Here is a 24519-nt window from a genome sequence, read left to right as displayed (position 1 = left end):
GCATTAATTTTTTTAGCGTACGCTATCTCTTTGATAAGCCATTCCGCAATGAACGGCCTAAACAAAGGGATAATGTTTTAAACAACGCTTAGCGCGGTGATACGGTGACGGTGCGGCCGTTGGTGGCAATGGCGACGCGTTGTCCCGGATGGAACTGCGTGCTTCCCTGGGCCTGAACTACAATGATATTCGTACCGTCGTCACGACGTACTTCAAGCTCTACACCGTTGCTGCGATTCATTGCGCTCTGTACGTTCTGGCCAACTACGGCTCCCCCAACGGCTCCCGCGCCCGTTGCCAGATTCCGTCCACGGCCACCGCCAACGGTATTGCCCAATAAACCGCCTACCACGGCCCCCCCAACCGCACCTGCGACATTATTACCATCACCTCCCTGAATAGTTACTGGCCTCACTGACACCAAAGTTCCGTAGGTGACAGTCTGAACCTGCCTGGCCTGCGCGGCAGTAAAAGTATCACCGGAGGAGGTGTTATTAGCGGCACAGCCACTAAGGGCTGCGACCATAACAGTAATAGCAATGATTGTTTTAGTCATATAAACCCCAAAATGTCTAATGAATGTAAATCAGCGACGAAACTAACTGTCTCGTAGTTTGAAGTATGGCAGGAACTTGATTTTATTCAGGTAGCGATGAGAAAAATTATGGTGGGAAGTACTGTAGTTATCTCAGATAAACGGTGCATTTTATTATTTTACATTTAAATCATAGCGTTGAGATTATGGTAGCTTACGTCTAGAAAAAGAGCGGGGGATATTGGCAAGGAGAGAACCGCAGCGGGCGTTCTCTCCTTAGCGTTCTAACGGCAAGAAAAGTAATAAGTAGCCATCAAATCAGGCGGTTTGCCAACAGGCCGACGCTTAACGGCATCCGCGGCCACCATGCATGCCTGCACCTCCCATTCCCATGCGGTGTCTCATGGCCGGTACGCCCGCTTTTGCCAACTGTGTGTCCAGCTCAACGCGCTGTTGGTAGAGATTGTCACGTAACGCGGTAATCTCTTTGCTCACTGCCAGAACCTTTTGTTCATCAAGTGGTTTGCTGGTTAACAACGCTTGGTACTCGTATTGCTTTGACATCATCTGCTGCCGCAAATCGGCCGTTTTAAGTTGGAATGCCGCGAAAGCCTTCTGACTGGTTGCCTGCTGTTCTGGTGTCAGGCTGCTCATATAGCCTTGCTGGTAGCCCATACCCCGCTGTGAGTTAGGCCCATTCATACCGTTTTGCGCCATGGCAAGATGACTGAAACCCGCCAGTGCGGCAAGGGAGAAGATGGCTGCAATGGTAGCTTTGTTCAGCGTCATGATTAATTTCCTTATGTCTGATACCAATAGATGAAATATCGCCAGGTGTTCCAACCTGTTAGTGCAACAGGCGTGCCATGATCGGATTGGCACGGTAATTGAATGAATCAACGATCGTTATTGATGGCCGTTTAATCCGCCAAGGCGCGTCAGGAAGGGAGTACAGGCTTTGAATAGGGCTAATGCAGCGGCAGGAATAAAAAATGATTCAGGCAGAGTGGGGCTATGGGCTTGCCGAGACCCTGACAAAAAGTGGGTTATTTTTACTCGCAGGACTGATAGTGTGAGTAATAATTACCCGCACGCTAGCGCAAGCCCGAGTGAAGAGGATGCTAATGACGACGGAACTTAAAGAAAAACCGGGCTTATCTTCGGTGTTACTCGCCTGGCTCGTTATTGGCCCGGTGCTGCTGTTGATCGGTATCATCATCACGCTGGCGATAAAGGATTTGCAGAGCGGGCGAGAGGTTGAGATCCAGAGCCTGCGTGACAAAAGTGCGGTGCTGATCCGTTCGTTTGAATCCGGTGCCCGTACCGGTATGGGCATGCGCTGGCGTCAGGATCAGCGCCAGATCCTGCTGGAGGAGATGGCTTACCAACCGGGGGTGCTGTATCTCGCGATAACCGATCGTTCAGGCAAGATCCTGGCTCATAGCGATCCGATGCGGGTTGGCAGCCAGTTGTATACCGCACAACAGATAGAGGCGTTGCAAGCAACGGGCGCAGAGCAGTGGCATATGACCTCATTTGTTGATCAACAACATAACCGCCATAATGCCTTTGAAGCCTATCGTTTTTTTAAGCCATTGAAACGTGGGAATGGCCACGGCGGCCATATGATGAATATGCATCGCGCGGCAGAGACGCCAGCGCTCGATAACCAGGACGAAGAACACACCCTCATCTTTGTGGCTTTCGACACCTTGGCGCTGGACGCCGCTCAGGCGAAAGATATTCGTAACACGTCAATCTTACTGTTCATTCTGCTGTTGCTCGCTTTGACCAGCCTGCTGGCATTGTTCTGGGCGCGGCGCTACCGCCGCTCCCGCCGTCAACTGCAAGATGAAATCCGCCGGAAAGAAAAACTGGCGGCTATTGGGGATCTGGCTGCGGGCCTGGCGCATGAAATCCGCAATCCGCTCTCGTCGATCAAAGGGTTTGCCAAATATTTTGAAGGGCGTTCGCCACAGGGCAGCGAGGAGCAGGCGTTGGCTAAGGTAATGACGAAGGAGGTAGATCGCCTGGATCGCGTGATTAGCGAATTGCTGGCCTTGGTGCGCCCGGTGGATTTGCGGCTGCAGCAGGTGGATATCAACGAGGTGATCGAACACTCCCTGCATCTAATTCGCCAGGATGCGGAGAGTAGAAACGTCACGATCCACTATTGTCGCGATAACGCCTTGCCGCTGGTCGAAATCGATCCGGATCGCCTCACTCAGGCATTGTTGAATCTCTATCTGAATGCCATTCAGGCGATTGGTACCGACGGCTCGCTCGCTGTCCGCGTTGAGCCGGTGGGGGGAGAGCGGTTAGTTATCACCGTCACAGATTCCGGCAAAGGTATCAGTCCAGACGATCTGGCAAAGATTTTTAACCCTTATTTCACCACCAAAGCCACGGGGACTGGCCTGGGGCTGACCATCGTGCAGAAAGTGATTGAGGAACATCAAGGTAGCATCACCGTAGCCAGCCATGTGCCGTCGGGCACCCGTTTTACGCTGGCGATTCCAGTGCGACAGAAAAAACCGGAGGTTCCTGAACATGGTGACGCCTAGCGCGCATATTTTGGTGGTCGATGACGATCTGAGTCATTGCACCATTCTGCAGGCCCTGATGAAAGGGTGGGGGTATCGGGTTACGCTGGCACACAACGGTTTGGCGGCGGTTGAGCAGGCCAGGAGCGTGCCGTTTGACCTGATTCTGACCGATGTCCGCATGGCAGAAATGGATGGCATTGAAGCGCTCAAGGCGATCAAAACCTACAATCCGGCGATTCCGATCCTGATTATGACCGCTTACTCGAACGTTGAGTCGGCGGTTGAGGCGATAAAATCGGGTGCTTATGATTACCTGACCAAACCGCTGGATTTCGACATATTGCAACTTACCCTCGAACGGGCGCTGGAGCATACCTCTCTGAAGTCTGAGAATAAAACCCTCAAGCAAAAGCTGCTGGCAGATAACCGTAACATGATTGGTCGTAGTGCGCCGATGCGCCGCCTGATGGAGATGATCGCCATGATTGCGCCTTCGGAAGCGACGGTGTTGATCTGTGGTGAGTCGGGTACTGGCAAAGAGTTGATTGCTCGGGCGGTACATGCCAACAGCCAGCGTAAGGAGCGGCCATTGGTGAGCATTAACTGCGCGGCGTTGAGTGAGTCATTGCTGGAGTCCGAGCTGTTCGGCCACGAAAAAGGGGCGTTTACCGGCGCCGACAAGCGTCGCGAAGGGCGTTTTATGGAGGCGAATCAAGGTACGCTGTTTCTGGATGAGATTGGTGAAGTTTCACCGCTGATGCAGGCGAAATTACTGCGGGCGATTCAGGAGCGGGAAATTCAGCGCGTGGGTAGCAACCAAACCTTGTCTGTGGATGTGCGGCTGATCGCTGCCACTAATCGGGACCTGCTGGCCGAAGTGGAGGCGGGCAGGTTTCGCCAGGATCTCTACTATCGCTTAAACGTGGTAACGGTGGACAGCCCAGCGCTGCGTGAACGCCGCGAGGATATCCCGTTATTGGCGATGCACTTTCTGGAAAAGTTTGCCCAGCGTAACCGCAAATCGGTCAAAGGTTTTACGCCGCAGGCGATGGATATGTTGCTGAAATATCACTGGCCTGGCAACGTGCGTGAACTGGAAAATACCGTTGAACGCGGGGTTATTCTGCTGACTGGCGACTTTATCAGTGAAAAAGAGCTGCCGTTGAGCATGAATTCGCTCACTGATGAACAGCATGAAAGTGGTATGGAAAACGCCATTCAACCGCTGGAACTGGTGGAGAAAAATGCGATCCTCGCAGCGTTAGAAAAAACCGCTGGCAACAAAACCGAGGCCGCGAAGCAGTTGGGTATCACTCGCAAAACGTTGTTGGCCAAGCTGCAGAAATAATATTTCGGGGGAAATGTGATTCAAGTCAGGCGCAGCGATCGAGTTCAGCCGCTGCGCCCATGCTATCTAACCATAGAGATCAGGAAAGAAACTCTACTTCACCCCCAACCAGGTGATACATACTGCCGACGATTTTTATCTTCCCTTCTTCTTCCAGTTTTTTCAGTACTGGGCTGTTTTTACGGATATCGTCGATCGTCATGGCCACGTTGGTCTTGGCTACCGCATCCACAAAGGCATCGTTTTTACCGGAACGCTCTCCTGAATACACGGTTTTGTCGATAGCAGGTTTGATCTTGTTGAGTAGCCCGGTCAGGTTGCCCAGTTCGGCGTTATCAATGGCTCCCTTGACCGCCCCGCAGGCCGTATGCCCCATAACCAATACCACTTTGGCTCCGGCAACGGCGCAGGCGAACTCCATGCTGCCCAGAATATCGTCGTTCTGGATGTTACCTGCAACGCGGGCATTAAAGGTTTCACCAATGCCGACATCCAGCAGAATCTCCGCCGGAGCGCGCGAGTCAATGCAGCTTAAAATAACCGCCGCTGGGAATTGCCCGTGTTGGCTGGCCTGTTTCTGAGCTACATAGTCGTGTTGCTGCATCTTCCCTTCGCGGAATCTCATGTTGCCTTGTTTAAAGCTTGCGATGATGTCATCCGGCGTCATTTTATCGCGTTGTTCTTTGGTCATCGCCGCAGCAAAAGCAACGGTAGGCATGGTAAAACCGGCAATACCCGTCATTGCAAGCACGGAAAGGGCGGCGGTACGCTTTAACAGAGCCCGACGCGCGGGTTCCTGAGCGGGAAGCTTACTCATAACGTTATTCCTCTTTGTTATTCGCTAGTACAACAATGCGGCTATGGATTTACACCAATACAGCCAGGTCAAGGCGGCAGCTTGGCATTTTATGGCTAGGCCGATATCACCTGTAGAGACGTAAGTATTATAAGTGTATATGCCCCCTCACTTTTCGTTGGGGTATTTTGCCGTTATCGGGCAGGTGCATATGTGCCATATTCCTGTTTGTTCACGCCGGACAATGTCTTAACATAGTAGCCACTCTTAATTGCCTGGCTATATGGATATCCGATGCGCCACTTGGTCAACCTTTTACCGTTGCTCCCTTTGCTTGCGGCTTGCAGCAGCGAACCTGCCTCTACAGCACAAGCTGCCCCTGAGGCCAACTTGCTTCAGAGTGGTTTTCAACTTGAGCCAGAACATGCTATCCATCCGCTGAGCGGAGATTTTGCCAATAATCCAGCAACGGCCCGTTTTATCGATAAAATGGTGCAGGAGCACGGCTTTGAGCGCCAGCAATTGCATGATGTGCTGGCGCAGGCGCAACGGTTGGATTGGGTCGTGCGCCTGATGGATAAACAAGCGCCGTCGGGCCAACCCTCCTCAACCCCGAATGGGGCGTGGATCCGTTATCGCAGCAAGTTCCTGACCCCCGACAATGTGCAAAACGGTGTGGCGTTCTGGAATAAGTATGATGAAGCGCTGCAGCGTGCTTGGCAGGTTTATGGGGTGCCGCCAGAGATCATTGTTGGCATTATCGGGGTAGAAACCCGCTGGGGCCGGGTGATGGGCAAAACGCGCATCATTGATGCTTTAGCGACGCTGTCGTTTGAGTATCCGCGCCGTGCAGAATTCTTTAGCGGTGAATTGGAAACGTTCCTGCTGATGGCTCGCGCGGAAGGTGATGATCCATTGTCACTGCGCGGTTCTTACGCCGGAGCCATGGGATATGGCCAGTTTATGCCTTCATCATTTAAAAACTACGCGGTTGATTTTAATGGTGATGGCCACGTCAACCTGTGGGATCCGGTTGATGCCATCGGCAGCGTTGCCAACTATTTTAAAGCCCATGGCTGGACCCGGGGAGGCACCGTCGCGATCCCGGCCAATGGCCAGGCACCCGGCCTGGAAACGGGGTTTAAAACCAACTATGCCATCAGTTCGCTGGCTGCGGCAGGTTTAACGCCGCAAGGCTCATTGGCAGGTTATCAGCAAGCCAGCCTGCTGCGCCTGGATATGGGCAACCGCTATCAGTACTGGTACGGGTTACCCAATTTCTACACGATCACCCGCTACAACCACAGCGTGCACTACGCTATGGCGGTTTGGCAGTTGGGTGAGGCGGTTGGTAGGGCGCGACGCGGGCAGTGATTACCAGAAACAGGCACCGAGGAAATGCTGGTTGGATGAGAGATTGGGTCTGTAATGGCTCAATCTCTCAGCGTTTACAGCATGGTATAGGCCTTTTTCAACCCGGTATCTTCTTCAGGATCCGCGCCTTGCGTAGGGTGCGAGGTTTCCATTTCTAGTGATTCTGCAACCTGATCGGGGGCCGCTTCCGGTGCGGGCATGGTGTCGTGAATAATCTGCTCATCAAACGTTGGATTCAACGCTGGCGAAAGGGGGGAACTGGTCAGGCTGTCCGGCATGGCAATATGGGGCACTGGCGCATCCGGTACAAACTGCGATTTATCTTCTTTCACCGTTCTGCTGCAGGCAACAATCAATACCCCACAGAGTGCAAAAAACGCATACAAAATATTACCTCCCAGTGGCTGGATCAGTGCGCCGACGGCCAGCGGGCCGATACTGGCACCCACGCCAAATGCCATCAGTAAACAGGCTGCCAGCGAGACGCGGCGTTCCGGTGCAATCAGATCGTTAGCCAGTGCCACCGCCAGCGGATACAACGTGAATTGCAGCATGCTGACGATAAAACCCACCGCTAGCAGGAATGGGAAATCAATATGCGGCAACAGCGCCAAAGGCAGCGAGGCGATAATCAACAGGATCGCATTAATTTGCATCAGCAGAGTGCGGTTGTAACGATCGGACAGCCAGCTCAGTGGGAACTGTGCCACCAGCCCGGCAAAGATGGCGATCGCCATAAACAGGCCGGTTTGTTGCGTCGTCAGGGCCTGCTGGCTGGCGTAAACCGGTGCCAAACCATAGAAAGAACCTACGACCATGCCGATCACCAGCGTGCTGGCCAGCACTTTGGGAATGGCCCTGACAAAATAGCGCAGTTCCATGGGTGCTGGTGACATATGGCGGGCATTGGTGCGGGTCGTCAGGGCGATCGGTACCAGGCACAGGGCAAAACACAGGGCGATGAGCAACAGTGTGGTGATGCCGAGATCGCTTTGCAGCATCAGGACGACCTGCCCCAGCGACATACCGAGATATGAAGCCGCCATGTAAAAACCGAATACTCTGCCGCGCTGATTGGATTCAGACTGATCGTTCAGCCAGCTTTCCAGCACCATGTACTGACACATCATGCACAGGCCGATAATCAGCCGCAGCACCACCCAGAGCGGGATGTATTCCGTTAAGCCGTGGCCAAGTACCGCTGCGGTGATAATCCCGGCACAGGAAACATAGGCGCGGATATGGCCGACGCGGGCGATCAGAAAGTGCCCCACTTTGCCGCCGATCACCAGGCCAATATAGTTGGCGGCGATAATAGCCCCAATCAAGGTTCCGCTGACGTTGATCGAGGTGAGACGCAGAGAGATGTAAGTGGTGAGTAGCCCTGAACCTAGCAGCATCAGCAGGGTTGTGGTGTACAACGGAAAGAATACGCCTAACGTTTTTCTCACTCAGCCTTCCTGTTTTCAGGGTTTAAATTCATGTCTGAACAAGCCAGCGTGTTGTATCCCCATAGCAAAAGCCGTGCAGCAATCTGGGCATTGCCTGCGATACTAGCAGTTCGAACGGCCGCTTAAAACGGCATCAACCTGCGAAACCCCGCGCATTTCCACCATGACGCCGTCAGCGATGCTTGATAAATGCTACTATCGGGCGCATATAGCTTGATTCACAAAAGGAGTGATCATGAGTGAAAGTACACTGCGTCAGCTCAGCATTGCCGTTGGGCAAAAACTGCAGGCCCGTGGCCAGTGGATCACCTGCGCAGAGTCTTGTACCGGCGGCGGAATTGCCAAAGCCATTACCGACATTGCGGGGAGTTCAGCCTATTTTGATCGCGGTTTTGTCACCTATAGCAATGTGGCAAAGCATGAACTGTTGGACGTGGCGGAAACGACCTTGATGGCGCACGGTGCGGTGAGTGAGGCTGTGGTGTGTGAAATGGCACAGGGCGCGCTGCAGGCCGCCAGGGCCGATCTGGCGCTGTCGGTCAGTGGTATCGCAGGCCCTGATGGCGGCAGTGCCGAAAAGCCTGTCGGCACCGTCTGGTTTGGTTTTGCCGAGCGTTCTGGCCGCGTGCTGGCGCGTAAAATGCACTTTACCGGCGATCGTGATGCGGTGCGGCTGCAGGCAACGATTTTTGCGTTGCAAACGGCGCTGGATGAATTTTTATAAAATTAGTCTTGATACTGTATGACCATACAGTATAATTAGCAGCATTTCCTGCACAACATACATTCAGTGGCAGTGTGGGGTAACACCGGCATTGCAAAACGAAGGAGCAAACATGGCTATTGATGAGAACAAGCAAAAGGCGTTAGCTGCGGCACTGGGCCAGATTGAGAAGCAATTCGGCAAAGGCTCCATCATGCGTCTGGGTGAAGACCGTTCCATGGACGTAGAAACGATCTCCACGGGCTCGCTGTCACTGGATATCGCCCTGGGTGCGGGCGGTCTGCCTATGGGGCGTATTGTCGAGATTTATGGCCCTGAATCCTCGGGTAAAACTACCCTGACCCTGCAGGTTATCGCTTCTGCTCAGCGCGAAGGTAAAACCTGTGCGTTTATTGACGCCGAACACGCGCTGGATCCTATCTATGCCAAGAAGCTCGGCGTTGATATCGACAACCTGCTGTGCTCTCAACCGGATACCGGTGAGCAGGCATTGGAGATCTGTGACGCGCTGACCCGTTCCGGTGCGGTTGATGTGATCATCGTTGACTCCGTTGCGGCCTTGACGCCAAAAGCAGAAATTGAAGGTGAAATCGGTGACTCACACATGGGCCTCGCGGCGCGTATGATGAGCCAGGCAATGCGTAAGCTGGCCGGTAACCTGAAAAACGCCAACACGTTGCTGATCTTCATCAACCAGATCCGTATGAAAATCGGTGTGATGTTCGGTAACCCGGAAACCACGACCGGTGGTAACGCGCTGAAGTTCTACGCATCTGTCCGCCTGGACATCCGCCGTATTGGTGCGATCAAAGAAGGTGATGAAGTCATTGGCAGCGAAACCCGTGTGAAAGTGGTGAAAAACAAGATTGCAGCACCCTTTAAGCAGGCTGAGTTCCAGATTCTGTATGGTGAAGGCATCAACAGCCGTGGCGAATTGGTTGACTTGGGCGTGAAGCACAAGATGATCGAAAAAGCCGGTGCATGGTACAGCTACAACGGTGAGAAGATCGGCCAGGGCAAATCAAACGCGTGCAACTTCCTGAAAGAGAACCCGGCGGTTGCCGCCGAGTTGGATAAAAAGCTGCGCGATCTGTTGCTGCACAGCAATGGCGAACTGGTTGCCACCGCCGCCGAAGACTTAGATGATAACGAAGCAGAAACCAGCGAAGAGTTTTAATCTTTGTTGGTAAGCATGCGCACCCTTGGCGGTGCGCCTGTTGAGCACTAAGGTTGTACGGTATGAATGATGCGGTTTCCCCGCCTTTGCGTAATGAACAGAATGCGCTAATAAGCCGTGCGATGCGCTTATTGTCTCAACGCGATCATAGTGAAGCTGAACTGCGCCGCAAACTTGCGGCGCAGCCGTTTGTGGCGAATGCCCGATTCGGTTCGCAATCCTCTCACAATCCCCCCGAAGAACCCGTTAACCCCGCAGTTATTGAACAAGTGATCGCCTATTGTTACCAACATCACTGGCTGGATGACCAACGTTTTGCCAATAGCTTTATCGCCGGGCGGAGCCGTAAAGGTTATGGTGCCCAGCGCATCCGCTCTGAACTGATGCAGAAAGGCGTAGAAAAAGAGATTGTGCAGGCGGCATTGGCTGCGTGCGACATCGATTGGTGTGAGCAGGCGAAGCAGATTGCACAGCGTAAATTTGGCGATCCATTGCCGGTAGAATGGAAAGATAAAGCCAAAGTGCAGCGTTATTTGCTCTATCGGGGCTTCTTCCAGGAAGAAATTCAGTCTATTTACCGTGATTTTGCGCAATGAGCGCACACGGTGTTTTACTTCCCTCTGAAGAAAATTTATCTTATTCACACTTTTTGTTCGTGAGCGAGATGATATCGCCAGGATGTCGTGCTTCTTGCTCACGTGTCGTTATTCTAGCCTTTCCAGGAAAATTATGAGCAAGAGCACCGCTGAGATCCGTCAAGCGTTTCTCGATTTCTTTCATAGTAAAGGTCATCAGGTCGTAGCAAGCAGCTCTCTGGTGCCTAACAATGACCCGACATTGCTGTTTACCAATGCCGGTATGAACCAATTTAAGGACGTTTTCCTGGGGCTGGATAAGCGAGCCTATTCCCGTGCTACCACTTCGCAGCGTTGCGTACGTGCCGGTGGTAAGCACAACGACTTGGAAAACGTAGGCTATACCGCACGTCACCACACCTTTTTTGAGATGCTGGGTAACTTCAGCTTCGGTGACTATTTCAAGCATGATGCTATCAGCTATGCTTGGGAACTGTTGACCGGTGAAAACTGGTTCAATCTGCCAAAAGAGAAGCTGTGGGTTACCGTATACGAGACTGATGACGAAGCTTTTGACATCTGGCAAAAGCAGATCGGTGTTCCGGCTGAGCGCATTATCCGTATCGGTGACAACAAAGGCGCGGCCTTTGCTTCTGATAACTTCTGGCAGATGGGGGATACCGGTCCTTGTGGTCCATGCACCGAGATTTTCTACGATCATGGCGATCATATCTGGGGGGGCCCGCCAGGCAGCCCAGAAGAAGATGGTGACCGCTATATCGAGATCTGGAACATCGTGTTCATGCAGTTCAACCGCCAGTCCGACGGCACTATGCAGCCATTGCCGAAACCTTCGGTGGATACCGGCATGGGCCTCGAGCGTATTGCCGCAGTCCTGCAGCATGTGAACTCCAACTATGATATCGATCTGTTCTGCACTCTGATTGCCGCTGTTGCTGAGGTGACCGGCGCCACCGATCTGAATAACAAATCGCTGCGCGTTATCGCCGATCATATTCGTTCGTGCGCATTCCTGATCTCTGATGGTGTCATCCCTTCGAATGAAAACCGGGGTTACGTTCTGCGCCGTATCATTCGCCGCGCGATCCGCCATGGCAATATGCTGGGTGCGAAAGATACTTTCTTCTACAAGCTGGTTGCGCCATTGATTGAAGTGATGGGCTCGGCAGCCGATGAGCTGAAGCGCCAGCAAGCGTTGGTCGAGCAGGTGCTGAAAACCGAAGAGGAGCAGTTTGCTCGCACGCTGGAGCGTGGTTTGGCCCTGCTGGACGATGAGTTAGCTCAGTTACAGGGCGATACCTTGGATGGTGAAACGGCATTCCGCTTGTACGACACCTACGGGTTCCCGGTTGACCTTACGGCTGATGTTTGTCGTGAACGTGGCTTGAAGGTTGATGAGGCTGGCTTTGAACAGGCGATGGAAGCGCAACGTCGCCGTGCGCGTGAGTCCAGCGGTTTTGGCGCTGACTACAACAGCATGATCCGCGTTGAAGGTGCCAGCCAGTTCAATGGTTACGATCGCGACGAGCAACAGGCGAAGGTGGTGGCCTTGTTCCGCGACGGCCAGCCAGTGGAGGCTATCCAGGCGGGTGAAGAGGCCGTTGTGGTCTTGGATGAAACGCCATTCTATGCTGAATCGGGCGGCCAGGTTGGTGATAAAGGTATATTGAAAACTGCCGATATTGAGTTTGTGGTCAGTGATACCCAGAAGTATGGTCAGGCGATCGGTCATCAGGGCAAACTGGCAACCGGCACGCTGAAGCTGAACGATCGCGTTGATGCGATGATTGATAGGGCCCGCCGCGATCGAATTCGCTTGAACCACTCGGCAACCCACCTGCTGCATGCGGCGCTGCGTCAGACGTTGGGCGATCATGTCGCACAGAAAGGTTCGTTGGTGAATGACAAGTATCTGCGTTTCGATTTCTCGCATTTTGAAGCGATGAAACCTGAGCAGATCCGTGCCGTTGAGGACTTGGTCAATCAGCAAGTTCGACGTAATCTGGCGGTGCAGACTGACGTTATGGCGCTCGACGATGCCAAAGAAAAGGGTGCGATGGCACTGTTTGGCGAAAAGTATGATGACAATGTGCGTGTGTTGAGCATGGGAGATTTTTCTACCGAACTGTGTGGTGGGACGCATGCCAGCCGTACCGGGGATATTGGTCTGTTCCGCATTCAGAGTGAGTCGGGTACGGCTGCCGGTATTCGCCGTATTGAGGCTGTGACCGGTGAAGGGGCGATTGCGACCCTGCATCAGCAAAATGACCTGTTGCAGGAGGTTGCGCACCTGGTGAAAGGTGATAGCAATAACCTGACCGATAAAGTCCGGGCGGTGCTCGATCGTACCCGCGCACTGGAAAAAGAGTTACAACAGTTGAAGGATCAGCAGGCTGCGCTGGAAAGTGCTTCTCTGTCGAGCAAAGCAAAACGGGTCAACGGCGTTAAACTGCTGGTCAGCCAGTTGGATAACGTGGAGCCGAAAATGTTGCGTACCATGGTTGATGATCTTAAAAATCAACTGGGTTCTGCAGTGATTGTTCTGGCCACGGCAGAAGAAGGAAAAGTCAGCCTGATTGTTGGCGTTACCAAAGATCTCACCGACAGGGTGAAGGCCGGGGAGTTGATTGGTAACATCGCGCAGCAGGTTGGCGGCAAGGGCGGTGGCCGCCCTGATATGGCGCAGGCTGGAGGGAGTGACGTCAGTGCTCTGCCAGCGGCGTTAGAGAGTGTCGAAGCCTGGGTGGCCTCGAGGCTGTAAATATAAATATATAGGCACGTGATAACGCCATAATATGCTGTAAATTATGGCGTTATTATTCGATGCCAACACAATGTAGTGATAATTACGGGAACAAAGTTTCTCAGGTCGGCTAAACTTATTCATAATCTGGAGTGACACTAAGTCTACTTACATTTATTGTGGGTTCTATGGCTTACGTTTTCACTGCATATGATGGATAATGTCGGGGAAACTGAGAAACCCGACTCTTTTAATCTTTCAAGGAGCAAAGAATGTTAATTCTGACTCGTCGAGTTGGTGAGACCCTCATGATTGGCGATGAGGTCACGGTCACAGTGCTGGGGGTTAAAGGCAACCAAGTTCGTATTGGTGTGAATGCTCCCAAAGAGGTGTCTGTACACCGCGAAGAAATCTATCAGCGCATCCAGGCCGAGAAGTCTCAGCAGACGACTTACTGATTTCTGAGTAGCGTCTCGTCTTATTGCGAGACGCTCTTACCACGCCCGTTATTTTCTCCCCCGAACCTCCCTGCGTTTCTGACAATGTTTTTTTCCTTGCACGCAGATTTCAGCGGTATCTATCGTTGCGTTTGCCTGTTGATAAAACACTCTTTTTGTCGTGAAATCACGCATGTTGCCTGTGATTTGTGCAAACGCGCATGAGTTGGGAAAAATTGTTTGACTTATAAGTCGGGGAAAGTAATATGTGCGCCACGCAGTGCCGATGAGCTTCTCTAAAGCAAGTTAGGCACAATTCGCAAGAAGCGTATGGTGAGGTGGCCGAGAGGCTGAAGGCGCTCCCCTGCTAAGGGAGTATGCGGTCAAAAGCTGCATCCGGGGTTCGAATCCCCGCCTCACCGCCATTTGCATCCATAGCTCAGCTGGATAGAGTACTCGGCTACGAACCGAGCGGTCGGAGGTTCGAATCCTCCTGGATGCACCATATTTAGCCATATGGTAAAGCGATTGAAGTTATACCATAAGGTATCAGAAAGAATTCCCGTGCATCCATAGCTCAGCTGGATAGAGTACTCGGCTACGAACCGAGCGGTCGGAGGTTCGAATCCTCCTGGATGCACCATTCTTAAGCGTACTTACCGCAAAGTATTCGCTTTCAAGTAAGTGCGAGCTAGAAGGTAATCCGAAGGAGGATAACGTTGCTTTAGCAACGGCCCGCAGGGCGAAGCGTTTACGCTGAGTCATCCTCCTGGATGCACCATTCTTCAAGTGAAGTTTCACGGAACGAAACAAATTCGCAGTAAAAAGTCAGATTGCATCCATAGCTCAGCTGGATAGAGTACTCGGCTACGAACCGAGCGGTCGGAGGTTCGAATCCTCCTGGATGCACCATCTAAGAAAAACCCGCTTTGGCGGGTTTTTCGCTTTCTGCTCCTCATCGTTTCCGTTCCGCACTTTCCGTCATGTTCAAGCAGCGACAACCATTCAGCTTTACGCTAAAGTGGTTTTCTTTCTTCAACGAGCATGGAGTCATGATGTACGATCGCTACCAGGGTCTGATCTTCGACATGGATGGCACGATTCTGGATACCGAATCGACGCATCGCAAGGCGTGGCATGCAGTGTTGGCGCGCTATGGCATGACGTTTGATGAGGCTGCGATGGTGGCATTGAATGGTTCACCTACTTGGCATATTGCCCAGGCGATCATTGTGGCGCATCAGGCCGATCTCGATCCCCATCACCTTGCAGCAGAGAAAACCCGAGCGGTAGAAGCCATGCTGCTGGAAAGCGTGCGGCCGTTGCCGTTGATCGAGGTAGTGAAATCCTATCATGGCCGCCGTCCGATGGCGGTGGGTACCGGCAGCGAACACCGTATGGCGGAGATGCTGTTGCGTCATTTAGGGCTGTTTAACTGTTTTGATGCCATTGTCGGTGCTGACGATGTGCAGCGTCACAAGCCGGAGCCAGATACGTTTCTGCGTTGCGCTGAGTTGATTGGCGTGCCGCCAGAGCAGTGTGTGGTGTTTGAAGATGCCGATTTTGGTATTCAGGCAGCAAAGCGTGCCAATATGGCCGTGGTAGACGTCCGTACATTGTGAGTAGTACGCTGGCTATCATGTCATTGTTTGGCAGCAGCTTTCTCAGTGCGACGCTGTTGCCTGGCAATTCGGAGATCCTGTTGGTGGCTTTGCTGACCAACAGCAGTGTTTCACCAAGTCTATTGGTGCTGGTGGCCACCTTGGGTAATACACTGGGTGGATTGACCAACGTTATTATTGGGCGCCTATTACCGGCGTTGAAATCGCAGCGGGGGTTGGAAACGGCGCTCGGTTGGTTAAAACGCTTTGGTCCGGCTGCGCTGTTGCTCAGTTGGATGCCGGTAGTGGGCGATTTGTTGTGCGTGTTGGCAGGCTGGCTGCGCATGCCATGGGGCTCTGTCACGCTATTTCTGTGTGTTGGAAAAGCGTTGCGTTACATCATATTAACTATGATCACGCTGCAGGGAATCGCCTGGTGGCATTAACCAAATGAATATAAATCAATATTCACTTGGTAGCGGATTCAGTAAGCTGACAAGTTATCGTTTTTAGCAGCGGGAGGTCAATTTGATCCCGGACGTATCACAGGCGCTTTCCTGGTTGGAAGCCCACCCTCATGCATTAAAAGGGATCCGGCGTGGTATCGAGCGTGAAACACTGCGGGTTACCGCTGATGGCACGCTCGCGACGACCGGTCATCCAGAACAACTGGGGGCGGCATTAACGCACCAATGGATTACCACAGACTTTGCCGAGGCGTTGTTAGAGTTTATTACGCCGGTAGATGACGATATCGATCACCTGCTGGCGTTCTTGCGTGACATCCACCGTCATGTGGCACGGAGCCTGGGCGATGAGCGCATGTGGCCACTGAGCATGCCGTGTTTCATCGAGGCTGAGCAGGATATCGAACTGGCGCAGTTTGGTTCGTCAAATATCGGGCGCATGAAAACGCTGTACCGTGAAGGCCTGAAGAACCGCTATGGTGCATTGATGCAGACGATTTCTGGCGTGCACTATAATTTCTCCTTGCCGTTAGAATTCTGGCAGGCATGGGCAGGCGTTGAGGACGCCGAAAGTGGTAAAGAGCAGATTTCGGCAGGATATTTCCGGCTGATCCGCAATTATTACCGTTTTGGCTGGGTGATCCCTTACCTGTTTGGTGCTTCGCCGGCAATTTGTTCCTCGTTCCTGAAAGGGCGAGAAACGGCGCTGCCGTTTGAGCGAAATGCACAGGGCATGTGCTATTTGCCGTACGCCACTTCGTTGCGTTTGAGCGATCTCGGCTACACTAACAAATCGCAGAGTAATCTGGGGATTACCTTTAACGATTTGCAAAGTTACGTGAAAGGGCTGAAGCGAGCGATCGCTACACCGTCTGAAGAATATGCCAAGCTGGGAGTGAAAGAGGGCGATCGCTATCTGCAGCTTAACAGCAACGTCTTGCAGATAGAGAACGAGCTTTACGCCCCGATTCGGCCCAAGCGCGTTACCAACAGTGGTGAAACGCCGTCAGATGCGCTGCTACGCGGTGGAATCGAATATATTGAAGTGCGTTCGCTGGACATTAACCCGTTCTCGCCGATTGGTGTCGATGCCGTACAGGCCCGTTTCCTGGATCTGTTCCTGGTGTGGTGCGTATTGGCCGATGCGCCGGAGATGAGCAGCGACGAACTGCTGTGTACGCGTAAAAACTGGAATCGCGTGATTCTGGAAGGGCGTAAACCGGAGCAGACTATTGGTATTGGTTGTGATGATACCCGTGAACCGCTGACGACGGTGGGTAAGGCGTTGTTTGACGATCTTAGACGTGTCGCTGAAGTGCTCGATAGCGAAGCGGGTAATCATCAGTATCAACAGGTTTGTGATCAACTGGTCGCCGCGTTCGACGATCCTGAACTGACATTCTCTGCCCGTATCCTGAAGGCGATGAAAGCCGAAGGCATCGGCCGTGTTGGTCTGGGGCTAGCGGAGCAATACCGTAACATGCTGATGAAAGAACCGCTGGAGCTGTTGACTGAAGAGCAGTTGGCTCAGGAACAAAAAGCATCGTGGCAGCGCCAGCATGAGCTGGAAGCTGGTGATACATTAAGCTTTGACGAGTTCCTGAAGGCAAACGGCGGGGGCTAAAAAAGAAATGGCCACATCAATGTGGCCAAATATGCATCTCTGATAACAGGGATGACGATGATAACAAATGCGCGTCTTTCATATACTCAGACTCGCTGAGTTAGAAAAGGTTTCCTCTAGTGGGAAAAAAGTTTCGAAATACATGCTATTTATGAGGAGGTGACGATATGCCACTGTTGGATAGTTTTACCGTAGACCATACTCGCATGGCAGCTCCGGCTGTCCGCGTAGCTAAAACCATGCAAACTCCTCACGGCGATACGATCACCGTATTCGATCTGCGCTTTTGTCGCCCAAATCTGGAAGTGATGCCGGAGCGCGGGATTCATACGCTGGAGCATCTGTTTGCCGGTTTTATGCGTGACCACCTGAATGGTAATGGCGTTGAGATTATTGATATCTCCCCAATGGGCTGCCGTACCGGTTTCTACATGAGCCTGATTGGCATGCCTGAAGAACAGCGCGTTGCCAATGCGTGGCAAGCAGCGATGGCTGATGTGCTGAAGGTTACCGATCAGCGTAAAATCCCTGAGCTGAACGAATTCCAATGTGGCACCTACCACATGCATTCACTAGAAGAAGCGCAGGAGATTGCTAAGCATATCCTCGATCACGGCGTGGTGGTGAACCACAACGACGAATTGGCGTTACCGAAAGAGAAGCTGCAGGAATTGCATATTTAGTTCCGCCAATATTCAGAGATTAAAAAAGACGCGATTCCGCGTCTTTTTCTTTTTATATCAATGGGTAATTAATGATTCTGCACGCTGGCCTGCAGTGATTTTATCGGTGTGACGCGCACCTGCTTAATCATATTTTCTTGCACGTCGAGGATATCAATATCGTAGTTGCCGATGCGCACACGTTTACCAATCTCGGGGATCTCTTCTAACTCTTCCAGCAGCATGCCATTGATGGTGCGGGCTTCCGTAGCGGGTAAGCTCCAGTTGAAGGCTTTATTCAGCTCACGCACGTTCGCCGTGCCATCAATCAGCACTGAACCATCGCTTTGCGGATTCACTTCCTCTGCCAGCGTCGGAGACATTGAGGTGGTGAAATCTCCGACGATCTCCTCAAGAATATCCTCTACCGTGACGAGGCCCTGAATGTCGCCATATTCATCGACCACAATGCCGACTTTCTCTTTGTTACGCTGGAACTTCACCAGTTGCACATTGAGCGGTGTGCCTTCTGGCACGTAGTAGATCTCGTCGGCGGCGCGCAGCAGGTTCTCTTTATTGAACTCTTTTTTCTCGGTCATCAAGCGATAGGCCTCACGTACTCGCAGCATACCGATGGAGTCGTCCAGCGAACTGCGGTATAGCACGATGCGGCCATGTGGGGAGTGGGTCAGTTGGCGCATGATCGACTTCCAATCATCATTAACATCAATGCCGACGATCTCGTTGCGTGGCACCATGATGTCGTCCACCGTCACTTTTTCCAAATCAAGTACGGAAATCAGCATGTCTTGATTGCGACGTGAAATCTGAGACTGGGATTCATTCACAATGGTTCTTAGTTCGTCTTGGCTTAAGGCACCGCTGATACGTACGTTGGTGCGAATGCCGAAAATACGCAATATCAGTGTGGTGATGCCATTCAGCAGCCATACCAGCGGAAACATGACTTTCTGCAACGGTGCCAGTATGAAGCTGCTGGGGAACGCGATACGTTCCGGGTAAAGCGCTGCGAAGGTTTTAGGCAGCACCTCTGCAAATAGCAGCACTAGAAGGGTCAGAACCCCGGTGGCAATGGCTACCCCGAGATCGCCATACAGACGCATACCGACGATAGTTGCTAAGGCTGAGGCCAGAATGTTGACCAGGTTATTGCCGATTAACACCAGGCCAATCAGACGATCGGGCTTTTGCAGCAGTTTCTCTACCCGGCGCGCAGCACGGTTGCCCTGTTTGGACAGATGACGCAGACGATAGCGATTGAGCGTCATCATGCCGGTTTCTGATGCTGAAAAATAAGCGGAGACCACAATCATAATCACCAGAATGATGATGAGGGTCCCTGTCGAAACATGCTCCAACGCGATATTCCTTATGCACAGAGAAATAAAGCCTCACCGGAATGAGGGGGCCTAGAGGATATTCTAGCGCACCATCACTTCCTGGATCAGGCGGCTGCCGAAGTAGGCCAGCGTGAGAAGAAAGGCACCGGCGAAGCTGAACCAGACCACGCGGCGGCCGCGCCAGCCTTCGTGATAGTGGCCCCACAACAGAACGATGTAAACAAACCAGGCCATGATGGACAGGACGGCCTTGTGCACGTTCTCTTTACTGAACAGGTTATCCATGTAAAGCAGGCCGGTGCACAGCGTCAGGGTCAGCAGCACCACACCGATCTGGGTGATGTGGAACATCTTGCGTTCAATGCTCATCAGCGGCGGCATATCGGCGCTGAAACTGAGTTTTTTGTTCTTCAACAGGTAATCTAACCAGGCCAGTTGCAAAGCATAAAGTGCCGCAATCATCAGCGTAGCGTAAGAGAACAGTGCCAGGCCAATATGCACCATCAGTTCTGGGCTGGATTCCAGGTGAGTAATAAATTCACCGGGCACAAAGCTGGCCAAGGCTAGATTGATGATCGCAAAGCTGTAGACAATCGGCAGCAGGAACCAACCGCGATCGCGCGAGGCAACAAAGGTCATTACCGAACAGATAATCAGGCTGACAACCGAACCAATATTCAGCAGACTGAGGTTTTGCCCGGTGTTGACGTCAAAAATACGTTGCTGGAGTGCGACGGCATGGCAGATCAATGCCACCACGGCTGAAACAATCGCCAGCCGACGGTAAGCGCTATTCTTCCGCAACAAGCTGGGAATGATCAGTCCAAGGCTGAGCAGGTAGGCCATCAAAGCCACAATGGAGAAAACAGGCATCGCGTTATTTAGCATCGGCATGGTTAATTGGACTGTCAGTATAGCGTTGAGCGCGCTTCACTCCAACCGATCTCCAACGCTGAGGCAGAGATCGTGTTTGCTTCGTGTTATAATCGCCGCAATTGTGTCGCCACTGCGGCCTGACTTTACGTTGAGCATGAGACGATGTTTGAAAATTTAACCGATCGATTGTCGCGCACCCTGCGCAATATCAGCGGCCGTGGGCGGCTGACCGAAGATAATATCAAAGACACCCTGCGTGAAGTGCGTATGGCACTGCTGGAAGCGGACGTTGCGCTGCCTGTGGTGCGTGAGTTTATCAACCGTGTAAAAGAGAGTGCGGTTGGTCATGAAGTGAACAAAAGCCTGACGCCGGGGCAAGAATTCGTCAAGATCGTCAAAAACGAACTGATTGCTGCGATGGGTGAGGTGAACACTGAGCTGAATCTGGCAGCACAGCCACCGGCCGTGGTGCTGATGGCCGGCCTGCAAGGTGCGGGTAAAACCACCAGCGTGGCGAAGCTTGGTAAATTCCTGAAAGAAAAGCAGAAGAAAAAAGTTCTGGTGGTTTCTGCCGACGTTTATCGCCCTGCGGCGATTAAACAATTGGCGACCTTGGCAGAGAGCGTGGGGATCGATTTCTTCCCGTCTGATGTGCAAGAAAAGCCGATCGATATCGTTAACCGTGCGCTGCAACACGCCAAGCTGAAGTTTTACGACGTTCTGATCGTCGATACCGCGGGCCGTTTGCACGTTGACGAAGCAATGATGGACGAAATCAAACAGGTGCACGCGGCGATCAAGCCGGTGGAAACCCTGTTTGTCGTCGACGCCATGACCGGCCAGGATGCGGCTAACACCGCTAAGGCGTTCAACGAAGCGCTGCCGCTGACTGGCGTGGTGTTGACCAAAGTCGATGGCGATGCGCGCGGCGGTGCGGCGTTGTCTATCCGCCACATTACCGGCAAGCCGATCAAGTTCCTCGGTGTGGGTGAGAAAACCGAAGCACTGGAACCCTTCCATCCGGATCGCGTGGCTTCACGCATCCTCGGCATGGGCGATGTGCTGTCGCTGATCGAAGATATTGAAAGCAAAGTTGACCGTGCGCAGGCGGAGAAACTGGCGAACAAGCTGAAGAAGGGCGACGGTTTCGATTTGACCGACTTCCTGGAGCAGTTGAAGCAGATGCGTAATATGGGCGGTATGGCCAGTATGCTGAGCAAACTGCCGGGGGCCGGGCAACTGCCAGACAACGTGAAATCACAGATGGACGACAAGGTTCTGGTACGCATGGAGGCGATTATCAACTCCATGACGCTGAAGGAGCGCGCCAAACCCGAAATTATCAAGGGGTCGCGCAAACGTCGCATCGCAGCGGGTTCCGGGATGCAGGTGCAGGACGTTAACCGCTTGCTGAAGCAGTTCGACGAAATGCAGCGCATGATGAAAAAGATGAAGAAAGGCGGCATGGCGAAGATGATGCGCGGCATGAAGGGTATGATGCCGCCGGGCTTCCCAGGCCGTTAAAGTGGTTTGCATTTAGAGATGTGAACGCGTTCAAAGATTTGCCGTTGGTGGCAAAGACCGCCTGAAAGTATGCCGGCTGCAAAAACGAATTCCCAGCAATCGACGCTTTAGATTGCTTTTTGCGCCAAAATGAGTAAAATTTTCGGGCTTTTTATATTGCAACCGGGCCCCGTTCCCTCAATGGGGCCCGGCTGTTTTATTAACTAAAGAGGATGTTATGGTAACAATTCGTTTGGCACGTGGCGGCGCTAAAAAGCGTCCGTTCTATCAAGTAGTAGTGACCGACAGCCGTAATGCTCGTGATGGTCGTTTCATCGAGCGTGTAGGCTTCTTCAACCCGATCGCATCGGGTCAGGCTGAAGCACTGCGTCTGGACCTGGATCGCATTGAGCACTGGCAGGGTCTGGGTGCAACGGTTTCTGATCGCGTTTCTGCGCTGATCAAAGAAGCCAAGAAAGCAGCTTAATCTGTCGCGGTGGTGGCAATGAGCAAGCAACTCAAACCGGTAGCACCGATCGCGCCGATAGTACTCGGTAAAATGGGGTCTACTTACGGCATTCGTGGTTGGCTCAGAGTATTTTCATCCACCGAGAACGCCGAAAGCATATTTGACTATCAGCCCTGGTTTATCCAGCGCTCGGGTCAGTGGCAGCTTGTCGAGTTGGAAGACTGGAAGCGCCACAGTCAGGATCTGATCATCAAGATTAAAGGTATTGACGATCGGGATGCGGCGAATTTACTGACCAATTGCGAAATTGTCGTGGATTCTGGGCAGTTGCCTCCTCTGGAAGGCGATGATTATTACTGGAAAGACCTGATGGGCTGCCAGGTAATCACCACTTCTGGATACGAACTGGGGAAAGTCATCGATATGATGGAAACCGGTTCTAACGACGTGATGGTCGTGCGGGCAAACCTGAAAGATGCATTCGGCATGAAGGAGCGGTTGGTCCCGTTTCTTCATGGGCAGGTTATCAAGAAAGTCGATCTCGCTGCCAAGATTATTGAGGCTGAGTGGGATCCTGGTTTTTGACCTCCGGATTCAGCGGTCGAAGCAAGTGGAATGACAAAATGGGGATTGGCTGGTGTTCATTGGTATTGTAAGCCTGTTTCCTGAGATGTTCCGCGCAATCACCGATTACGGGGTGACTGGCCGGGCAGTAAAAAATGGCCTGCTGAGCGTGCAGTGTTGGAGTCCGCGTGACTTCACCTACGACCGGCATCGTACCGTGGACGATCGCCCTTATGGCGGCGGACCGGGAATGTTGATGATGGTGCAACCTTTACGGGAAGCCATTCATGCAGCAAGAGCAGCGGCAGGCGAGGGAGCAAAGGTGATTTATCTGTCACCTCAGGGGCGTAAACTGGATCAAACCGGTGTGCGCGAACTGGCGGCTAATCAGAAGATGATTCTGGTGTGTGGCCGCTATGAAGGGGTTGATGAGCGCGTGATCCAAACCGAAATTGACGAAGAGTGGTCAATCGGCGATTACGTCCTCAGCGGTGGGGAACTGCCAGCAATGACCCTGATTGATTCAGTCGCCCGCTTTATACCGGGTGTGCTGGGCCATCAGGCTTCAGCAGAAGAAGACTCTTTTGTTGACGGATTGCTGGACTGCCCGCACTACACCCGTCCCGAGGTGTTGGAAGGGATGGAGGTTCCGCCGGTTTTACTGTCGGGCAACCATGCCGAGATACGTCGCTGGCGCTTAAAGCAGTCGCTGGGCCGTACCTGGCTTAGAAGACCTGAACTTCTAGAAAGCCTAGCTCTGACTGACGAGCAAGCGGTGTTGCTGGCTGAGTTCCAACGAGAACATCGGGCCAAGCAACAGGACTATGAAGGGAACGTCTGATACAGACGAGACCGATATATCAGTTTACCTAGGGTAAGAGACATATTATGAGCAACATTATTAAGCAAATTGAACAAGAGCAGATGAAGCAAGACGTACCTGCATTCCGTCCGGGTGATTCCGTGGAAGTTAAGGTATGGGTCGTTGAAGGTAGCAAGAAACGTCTGCAGGCATTCGAGGGCGTGGTTATCGCTATCCGTAACCGCGGTCTGCACTCTGCATTCACTGTTCGTAAGATTTCCAACGGCGAAGGTGTTGAGCGTGTATTCCAGACTCACTCCCCAGTAATCGACAGCATTACTGTTAAGCGTCGTGGTGCCGTTCGTCAAGCCAAACTGTACTACCTGCGTGAGCGTACTGGTAAGGCTGCTCGTATCAAAGAGCGTCTTAACTAAGATACAGCTAACGCTGCATCCAAAAGTTAATAGCTATCAGGGGCTTGCCGTTAAGGTAAGCCCCTTTTTTATTCGTCTGCCAGGCCATGTCTACCCATGCACGTGCACGTAAACATTGCATGGAAGCCCGCATTGCGCTGGATTATAGTGCGGCGGCGCGCTGTTTGCCTTTTTCTGGATGTGGTTGCGCCGGAATGATATCACCAGGTTTGACAATGACACGGGCTACCGATTCATGGGTGGCAAACGTGCAACTGCAATTAATGTTCTGGCACTGATGATAACGTTCTTTCGTCGATTCAGTCAGATAACGGCTGGAGCGAGTGTGCGCCACGCTACCGCACAATGGACAATGCATCATAGAAACCCCCTCTTTGATAAAAATGTTAAATGAGCTAAACCGTACTCAAAAACACTGATGCTTTTTAA

The 24519-nt window shown here is 52.4% G+C and carries 24 protein-coding genes and 4 tRNA genes; 21 read left to right on the top strand and 7 right to left on the bottom strand.

The features are described from left to right. Nucleotides 1-88 precede the first annotated feature (88 nt). Both BMI79_RS12350 and BMI79_RS12345 read right to left on the bottom strand, forming a co-directional pair. Nucleotides 89-556: an outer membrane lipoprotein gene (locus BMI79_RS12350; RefSeq protein WP_076942439.1), complete on the bottom strand. Its 468-nt coding sequence runs from the start codon at nucleotides 554-556 to the stop codon at nucleotides 89-91. A 324-nt stretch (nucleotides 557-880) separates the two neighbouring features. Further along, nucleotides 881-1324: a periplasmic heavy metal sensor gene (locus tag BMI79_RS12345; RefSeq protein WP_076942438.1), complete on the bottom strand. Its 444-nt coding sequence runs from the start codon at nucleotides 1322-1324 to the stop codon at nucleotides 881-883. Between the two features lie 335 nt (nucleotides 1325-1659). Here BMI79_RS12345 and zraS point away from each other — a divergent pair, with 335 nt between their 5' ends. Together zraS and BMI79_RS12335 are read left to right on the top strand one after the other, a co-directional pair. After that, on the top strand, nucleotides 1660-3099 hold the full coding sequence (gene zraS / locus BMI79_RS12340; RefSeq protein WP_076942437.1) for a two-component system sensor histidine kinase ZraS: 1440 nt from the start codon (nucleotides 1660-1662) through the stop codon (nucleotides 3097-3099). Further along, nucleotides 3086-4429: a sigma 54-interacting transcriptional regulator gene (locus BMI79_RS12335; protein ID WP_076942436.1), complete on the top strand. Its 1344-nt coding sequence runs from the start codon at nucleotides 3086-3088 to the stop codon at nucleotides 4427-4429. The genes zraS and BMI79_RS12335 overlap by 14 nt, the downstream gene beginning before the upstream one ends. A gap of 79 nt (nucleotides 4430-4508) precedes the next feature. On the opposite strand, the gene BMI79_RS12330 is transcribed toward BMI79_RS12335, so the two are convergent. Then, nucleotides 4509-5246, bottom strand: coding sequence for a carbonic anhydrase (locus BMI79_RS12330; RefSeq protein ID WP_076942435.1), 738 nt, complete (start codon nucleotides 5244-5246; stop codon nucleotides 4509-4511). Between the two features lie 273 nt (nucleotides 5247-5519). On the opposite strand from BMI79_RS12330, the gene mltB reads away from it, so the two are divergent. After that, complete coding sequence (gene mltB, locus BMI79_RS12325) at nucleotides 5520-6599, top strand: lytic murein transglycosylase B (RefSeq protein ID WP_076942434.1); 1080 nt, start codon at nucleotides 5520-5522, stop codon at nucleotides 6597-6599. 74 nt (nucleotides 6600-6673) lie between these two features. Here the strand turns inward: mltB and BMI79_RS12320 are convergent, their stop codons facing one another. Further along, the gene (locus BMI79_RS12320; protein ID WP_076942433.1) at nucleotides 6674-8050 is read right to left on the bottom strand and encodes an MFS transporter; all 1377 of its coding nucleotides are present in this window, start codon (nucleotides 8048-8050) and stop codon (nucleotides 6674-6676) included. Between the two features lie 235 nt (nucleotides 8051-8285). Between BMI79_RS12320 and pncC the strand changes: the two genes are divergently transcribed. The 13 genes from pncC to luxS all read left to right on the top strand — a co-directional run bounded on the left by pncC (nucleotide 8286) and on the right by luxS (nucleotide 18102). Next, the gene (gene pncC / locus BMI79_RS12315) at nucleotides 8286-8774 is read left to right on the top strand and encodes a nicotinamide-nucleotide amidase (RefSeq protein ID WP_076942432.1); all 489 of its coding nucleotides are present in this window, start codon (nucleotides 8286-8288) and stop codon (nucleotides 8772-8774) included. Between the two features lie 112 nt (nucleotides 8775-8886). Further along, nucleotides 8887-9951 (top strand): recombinase RecA, encoded by a 1065-nt coding sequence (recA, locus tag BMI79_RS12310; RefSeq protein ID WP_076942431.1) that lies wholly within the window; start codon nucleotides 8887-8889, stop codon nucleotides 9949-9951. A 62-nt stretch (nucleotides 9952-10013) separates the two neighbouring features. Next, a complete protein-coding gene (gene recX / locus BMI79_RS12305; RefSeq protein ID WP_076942430.1) occupies nucleotides 10014-10547 on the top strand; it encodes a recombination regulator RecX in 534 nt (177 codons plus the stop codon). Nucleotides 10548-10680: 133 nt separating this feature from the next. Further along, nucleotides 10681-13308, top strand: a complete 2628-nt coding sequence (alaS, locus tag BMI79_RS12300) for an alanine--tRNA ligase (protein ID WP_076942429.1) — start codon at nucleotides 10681-10683, stop codon at nucleotides 13306-13308. Between the two features lie 254 nt (nucleotides 13309-13562). Further along, nucleotides 13563-13748 carry a carbon storage regulator CsrA gene (csrA, locus tag BMI79_RS12295; RefSeq protein ID WP_004091602.1) on the top strand — a complete coding sequence of 62 codons (186 nt, stop codon included), beginning with the start codon at nucleotides 13563-13565 and terminating at the stop codon, nucleotides 13746-13748. A 311-nt stretch (nucleotides 13749-14059) separates the two neighbouring features. Beyond that, nucleotides 14060-14152: transfer RNA gene (locus BMI79_RS12290), tRNA-Ser, on the top strand. A 3-nt stretch (nucleotides 14153-14155) separates the two neighbouring features. Beyond that, nucleotides 14156-14232: transfer RNA gene (locus BMI79_RS12285), tRNA-Arg, on the top strand. 61 nt (nucleotides 14233-14293) lie between these two features. Continuing rightward, nucleotides 14294-14370: transfer RNA gene (locus BMI79_RS12280), tRNA-Arg, on the top strand. Nucleotides 14371-14562: 192 nt separating this feature from the next. Continuing rightward, nucleotides 14563-14639: transfer RNA gene (locus tag BMI79_RS12275), tRNA-Arg, on the top strand. Nucleotides 14640-14782: 143 nt separating this feature from the next. Further along, complete coding sequence (gene yqaB / locus BMI79_RS12270; protein WP_076942428.1) at nucleotides 14783-15349, top strand: fructose-1-phosphate/6-phosphogluconate phosphatase; 567 nt, start codon at nucleotides 14783-14785, stop codon at nucleotides 15347-15349. Further along, on the top strand, nucleotides 15346-15774 hold the full coding sequence (locus BMI79_RS12265) for a YqaA family protein (RefSeq protein ID WP_076942427.1): 429 nt from the start codon (nucleotides 15346-15348) through the stop codon (nucleotides 15772-15774). Before yqaB ends, BMI79_RS12265 begins: the two co-directional genes overlap by 4 nt. Nucleotides 15775-15856: 82 nt before the next feature. Continuing rightward, entirely contained in the window at nucleotides 15857-17419 is a 1563-nt protein-coding gene (gene gshA, locus BMI79_RS12260; RefSeq protein WP_076942426.1) for a glutamate--cysteine ligase, read from the top strand. A 167-nt stretch (nucleotides 17420-17586) separates the two neighbouring features. Further along, nucleotides 17587-18102 (top strand): S-ribosylhomocysteine lyase, encoded by a 516-nt coding sequence (gene luxS, locus BMI79_RS12255; protein ID WP_076942425.1) that lies wholly within the window; start codon nucleotides 17587-17589, stop codon nucleotides 18100-18102. A 68-nt stretch (nucleotides 18103-18170) separates the two neighbouring features. Here the strand turns inward: luxS and BMI79_RS12250 are convergent, their stop codons facing one another. Together BMI79_RS12250 and BMI79_RS12245 are read right to left on the bottom strand one after the other, a co-directional pair. After that, nucleotides 18171-19460, bottom strand: coding sequence for an HlyC/CorC family transporter (locus BMI79_RS12250; RefSeq protein WP_076942424.1), 1290 nt, complete (start codon nucleotides 19458-19460; stop codon nucleotides 18171-18173). A gap of 63 nt (nucleotides 19461-19523) precedes the next feature. Continuing rightward, nucleotides 19524-20315: a cytochrome C assembly family protein gene (locus BMI79_RS12245; RefSeq protein WP_076942675.1), complete on the bottom strand. Its 792-nt coding sequence runs from the start codon at nucleotides 20313-20315 to the stop codon at nucleotides 19524-19526. A gap of 165 nt (nucleotides 20316-20480) precedes the next feature. Here BMI79_RS12245 and ffh point away from each other — a divergent pair, with 165 nt between their 5' ends. The 5 genes from ffh to rplS all read left to right on the top strand — a co-directional run bounded on the left by ffh (nucleotide 20481) and on the right by rplS (nucleotide 24090). Then, nucleotides 20481-21842 carry a signal recognition particle protein gene (gene ffh, locus BMI79_RS12240; protein ID WP_076942423.1) on the top strand — a complete coding sequence of 454 codons (1362 nt, stop codon included), beginning with the start codon at nucleotides 20481-20483 and terminating at the stop codon, nucleotides 21840-21842. Between the two features lie 217 nt (nucleotides 21843-22059). Beyond that, nucleotides 22060-22308, top strand: a complete 249-nt coding sequence (gene rpsP, locus BMI79_RS12235) for a 30S ribosomal protein S16 (protein WP_037404063.1) — start codon at nucleotides 22060-22062, stop codon at nucleotides 22306-22308. Nucleotides 22309-22326: 18 nt separating this feature from the next. Next, entirely contained in the window at nucleotides 22327-22875 is a 549-nt protein-coding gene (rimM, locus tag BMI79_RS12230; protein WP_076942422.1) for a ribosome maturation factor RimM, read from the top strand. 52 nt (nucleotides 22876-22927) lie between these two features. After that, the gene (trmD, locus tag BMI79_RS12225) at nucleotides 22928-23695 is read left to right on the top strand and encodes a tRNA (guanosine(37)-N1)-methyltransferase TrmD (RefSeq protein ID WP_076942421.1); all 768 of its coding nucleotides are present in this window, start codon (nucleotides 22928-22930) and stop codon (nucleotides 23693-23695) included. A 47-nt stretch (nucleotides 23696-23742) separates the two neighbouring features. Further along, complete coding sequence (gene rplS / locus BMI79_RS12220; RefSeq protein ID WP_076942420.1) at nucleotides 23743-24090, top strand: 50S ribosomal protein L19; 348 nt, start codon at nucleotides 23743-23745, stop codon at nucleotides 24088-24090. A 142-nt stretch (nucleotides 24091-24232) separates the two neighbouring features. Here rplS and BMI79_RS12215 read toward each other — a convergent pair whose 3' ends face one another. Continuing rightward, nucleotides 24233-24451, bottom strand: a complete 219-nt coding sequence (locus tag BMI79_RS12215) for a DNA-binding transcriptional regulator (RefSeq protein WP_076942419.1) — start codon at nucleotides 24449-24451, stop codon at nucleotides 24233-24235. Nucleotides 24452-24519: the final 68 nt, after the last annotated feature.

The organism is Serratia oryzae (genome assembly GCF_001976145.1).
GTDB classification, from domain to species: Bacteria; Pseudomonadota; Gammaproteobacteria; order Enterobacterales; family Enterobacteriaceae; genus Chania; species Chania oryzae.
The sequence above is the reverse complement of the archived record's forward strand: the minus strand, read 5'-3'. Positions and strand labels throughout refer to the sequence as shown.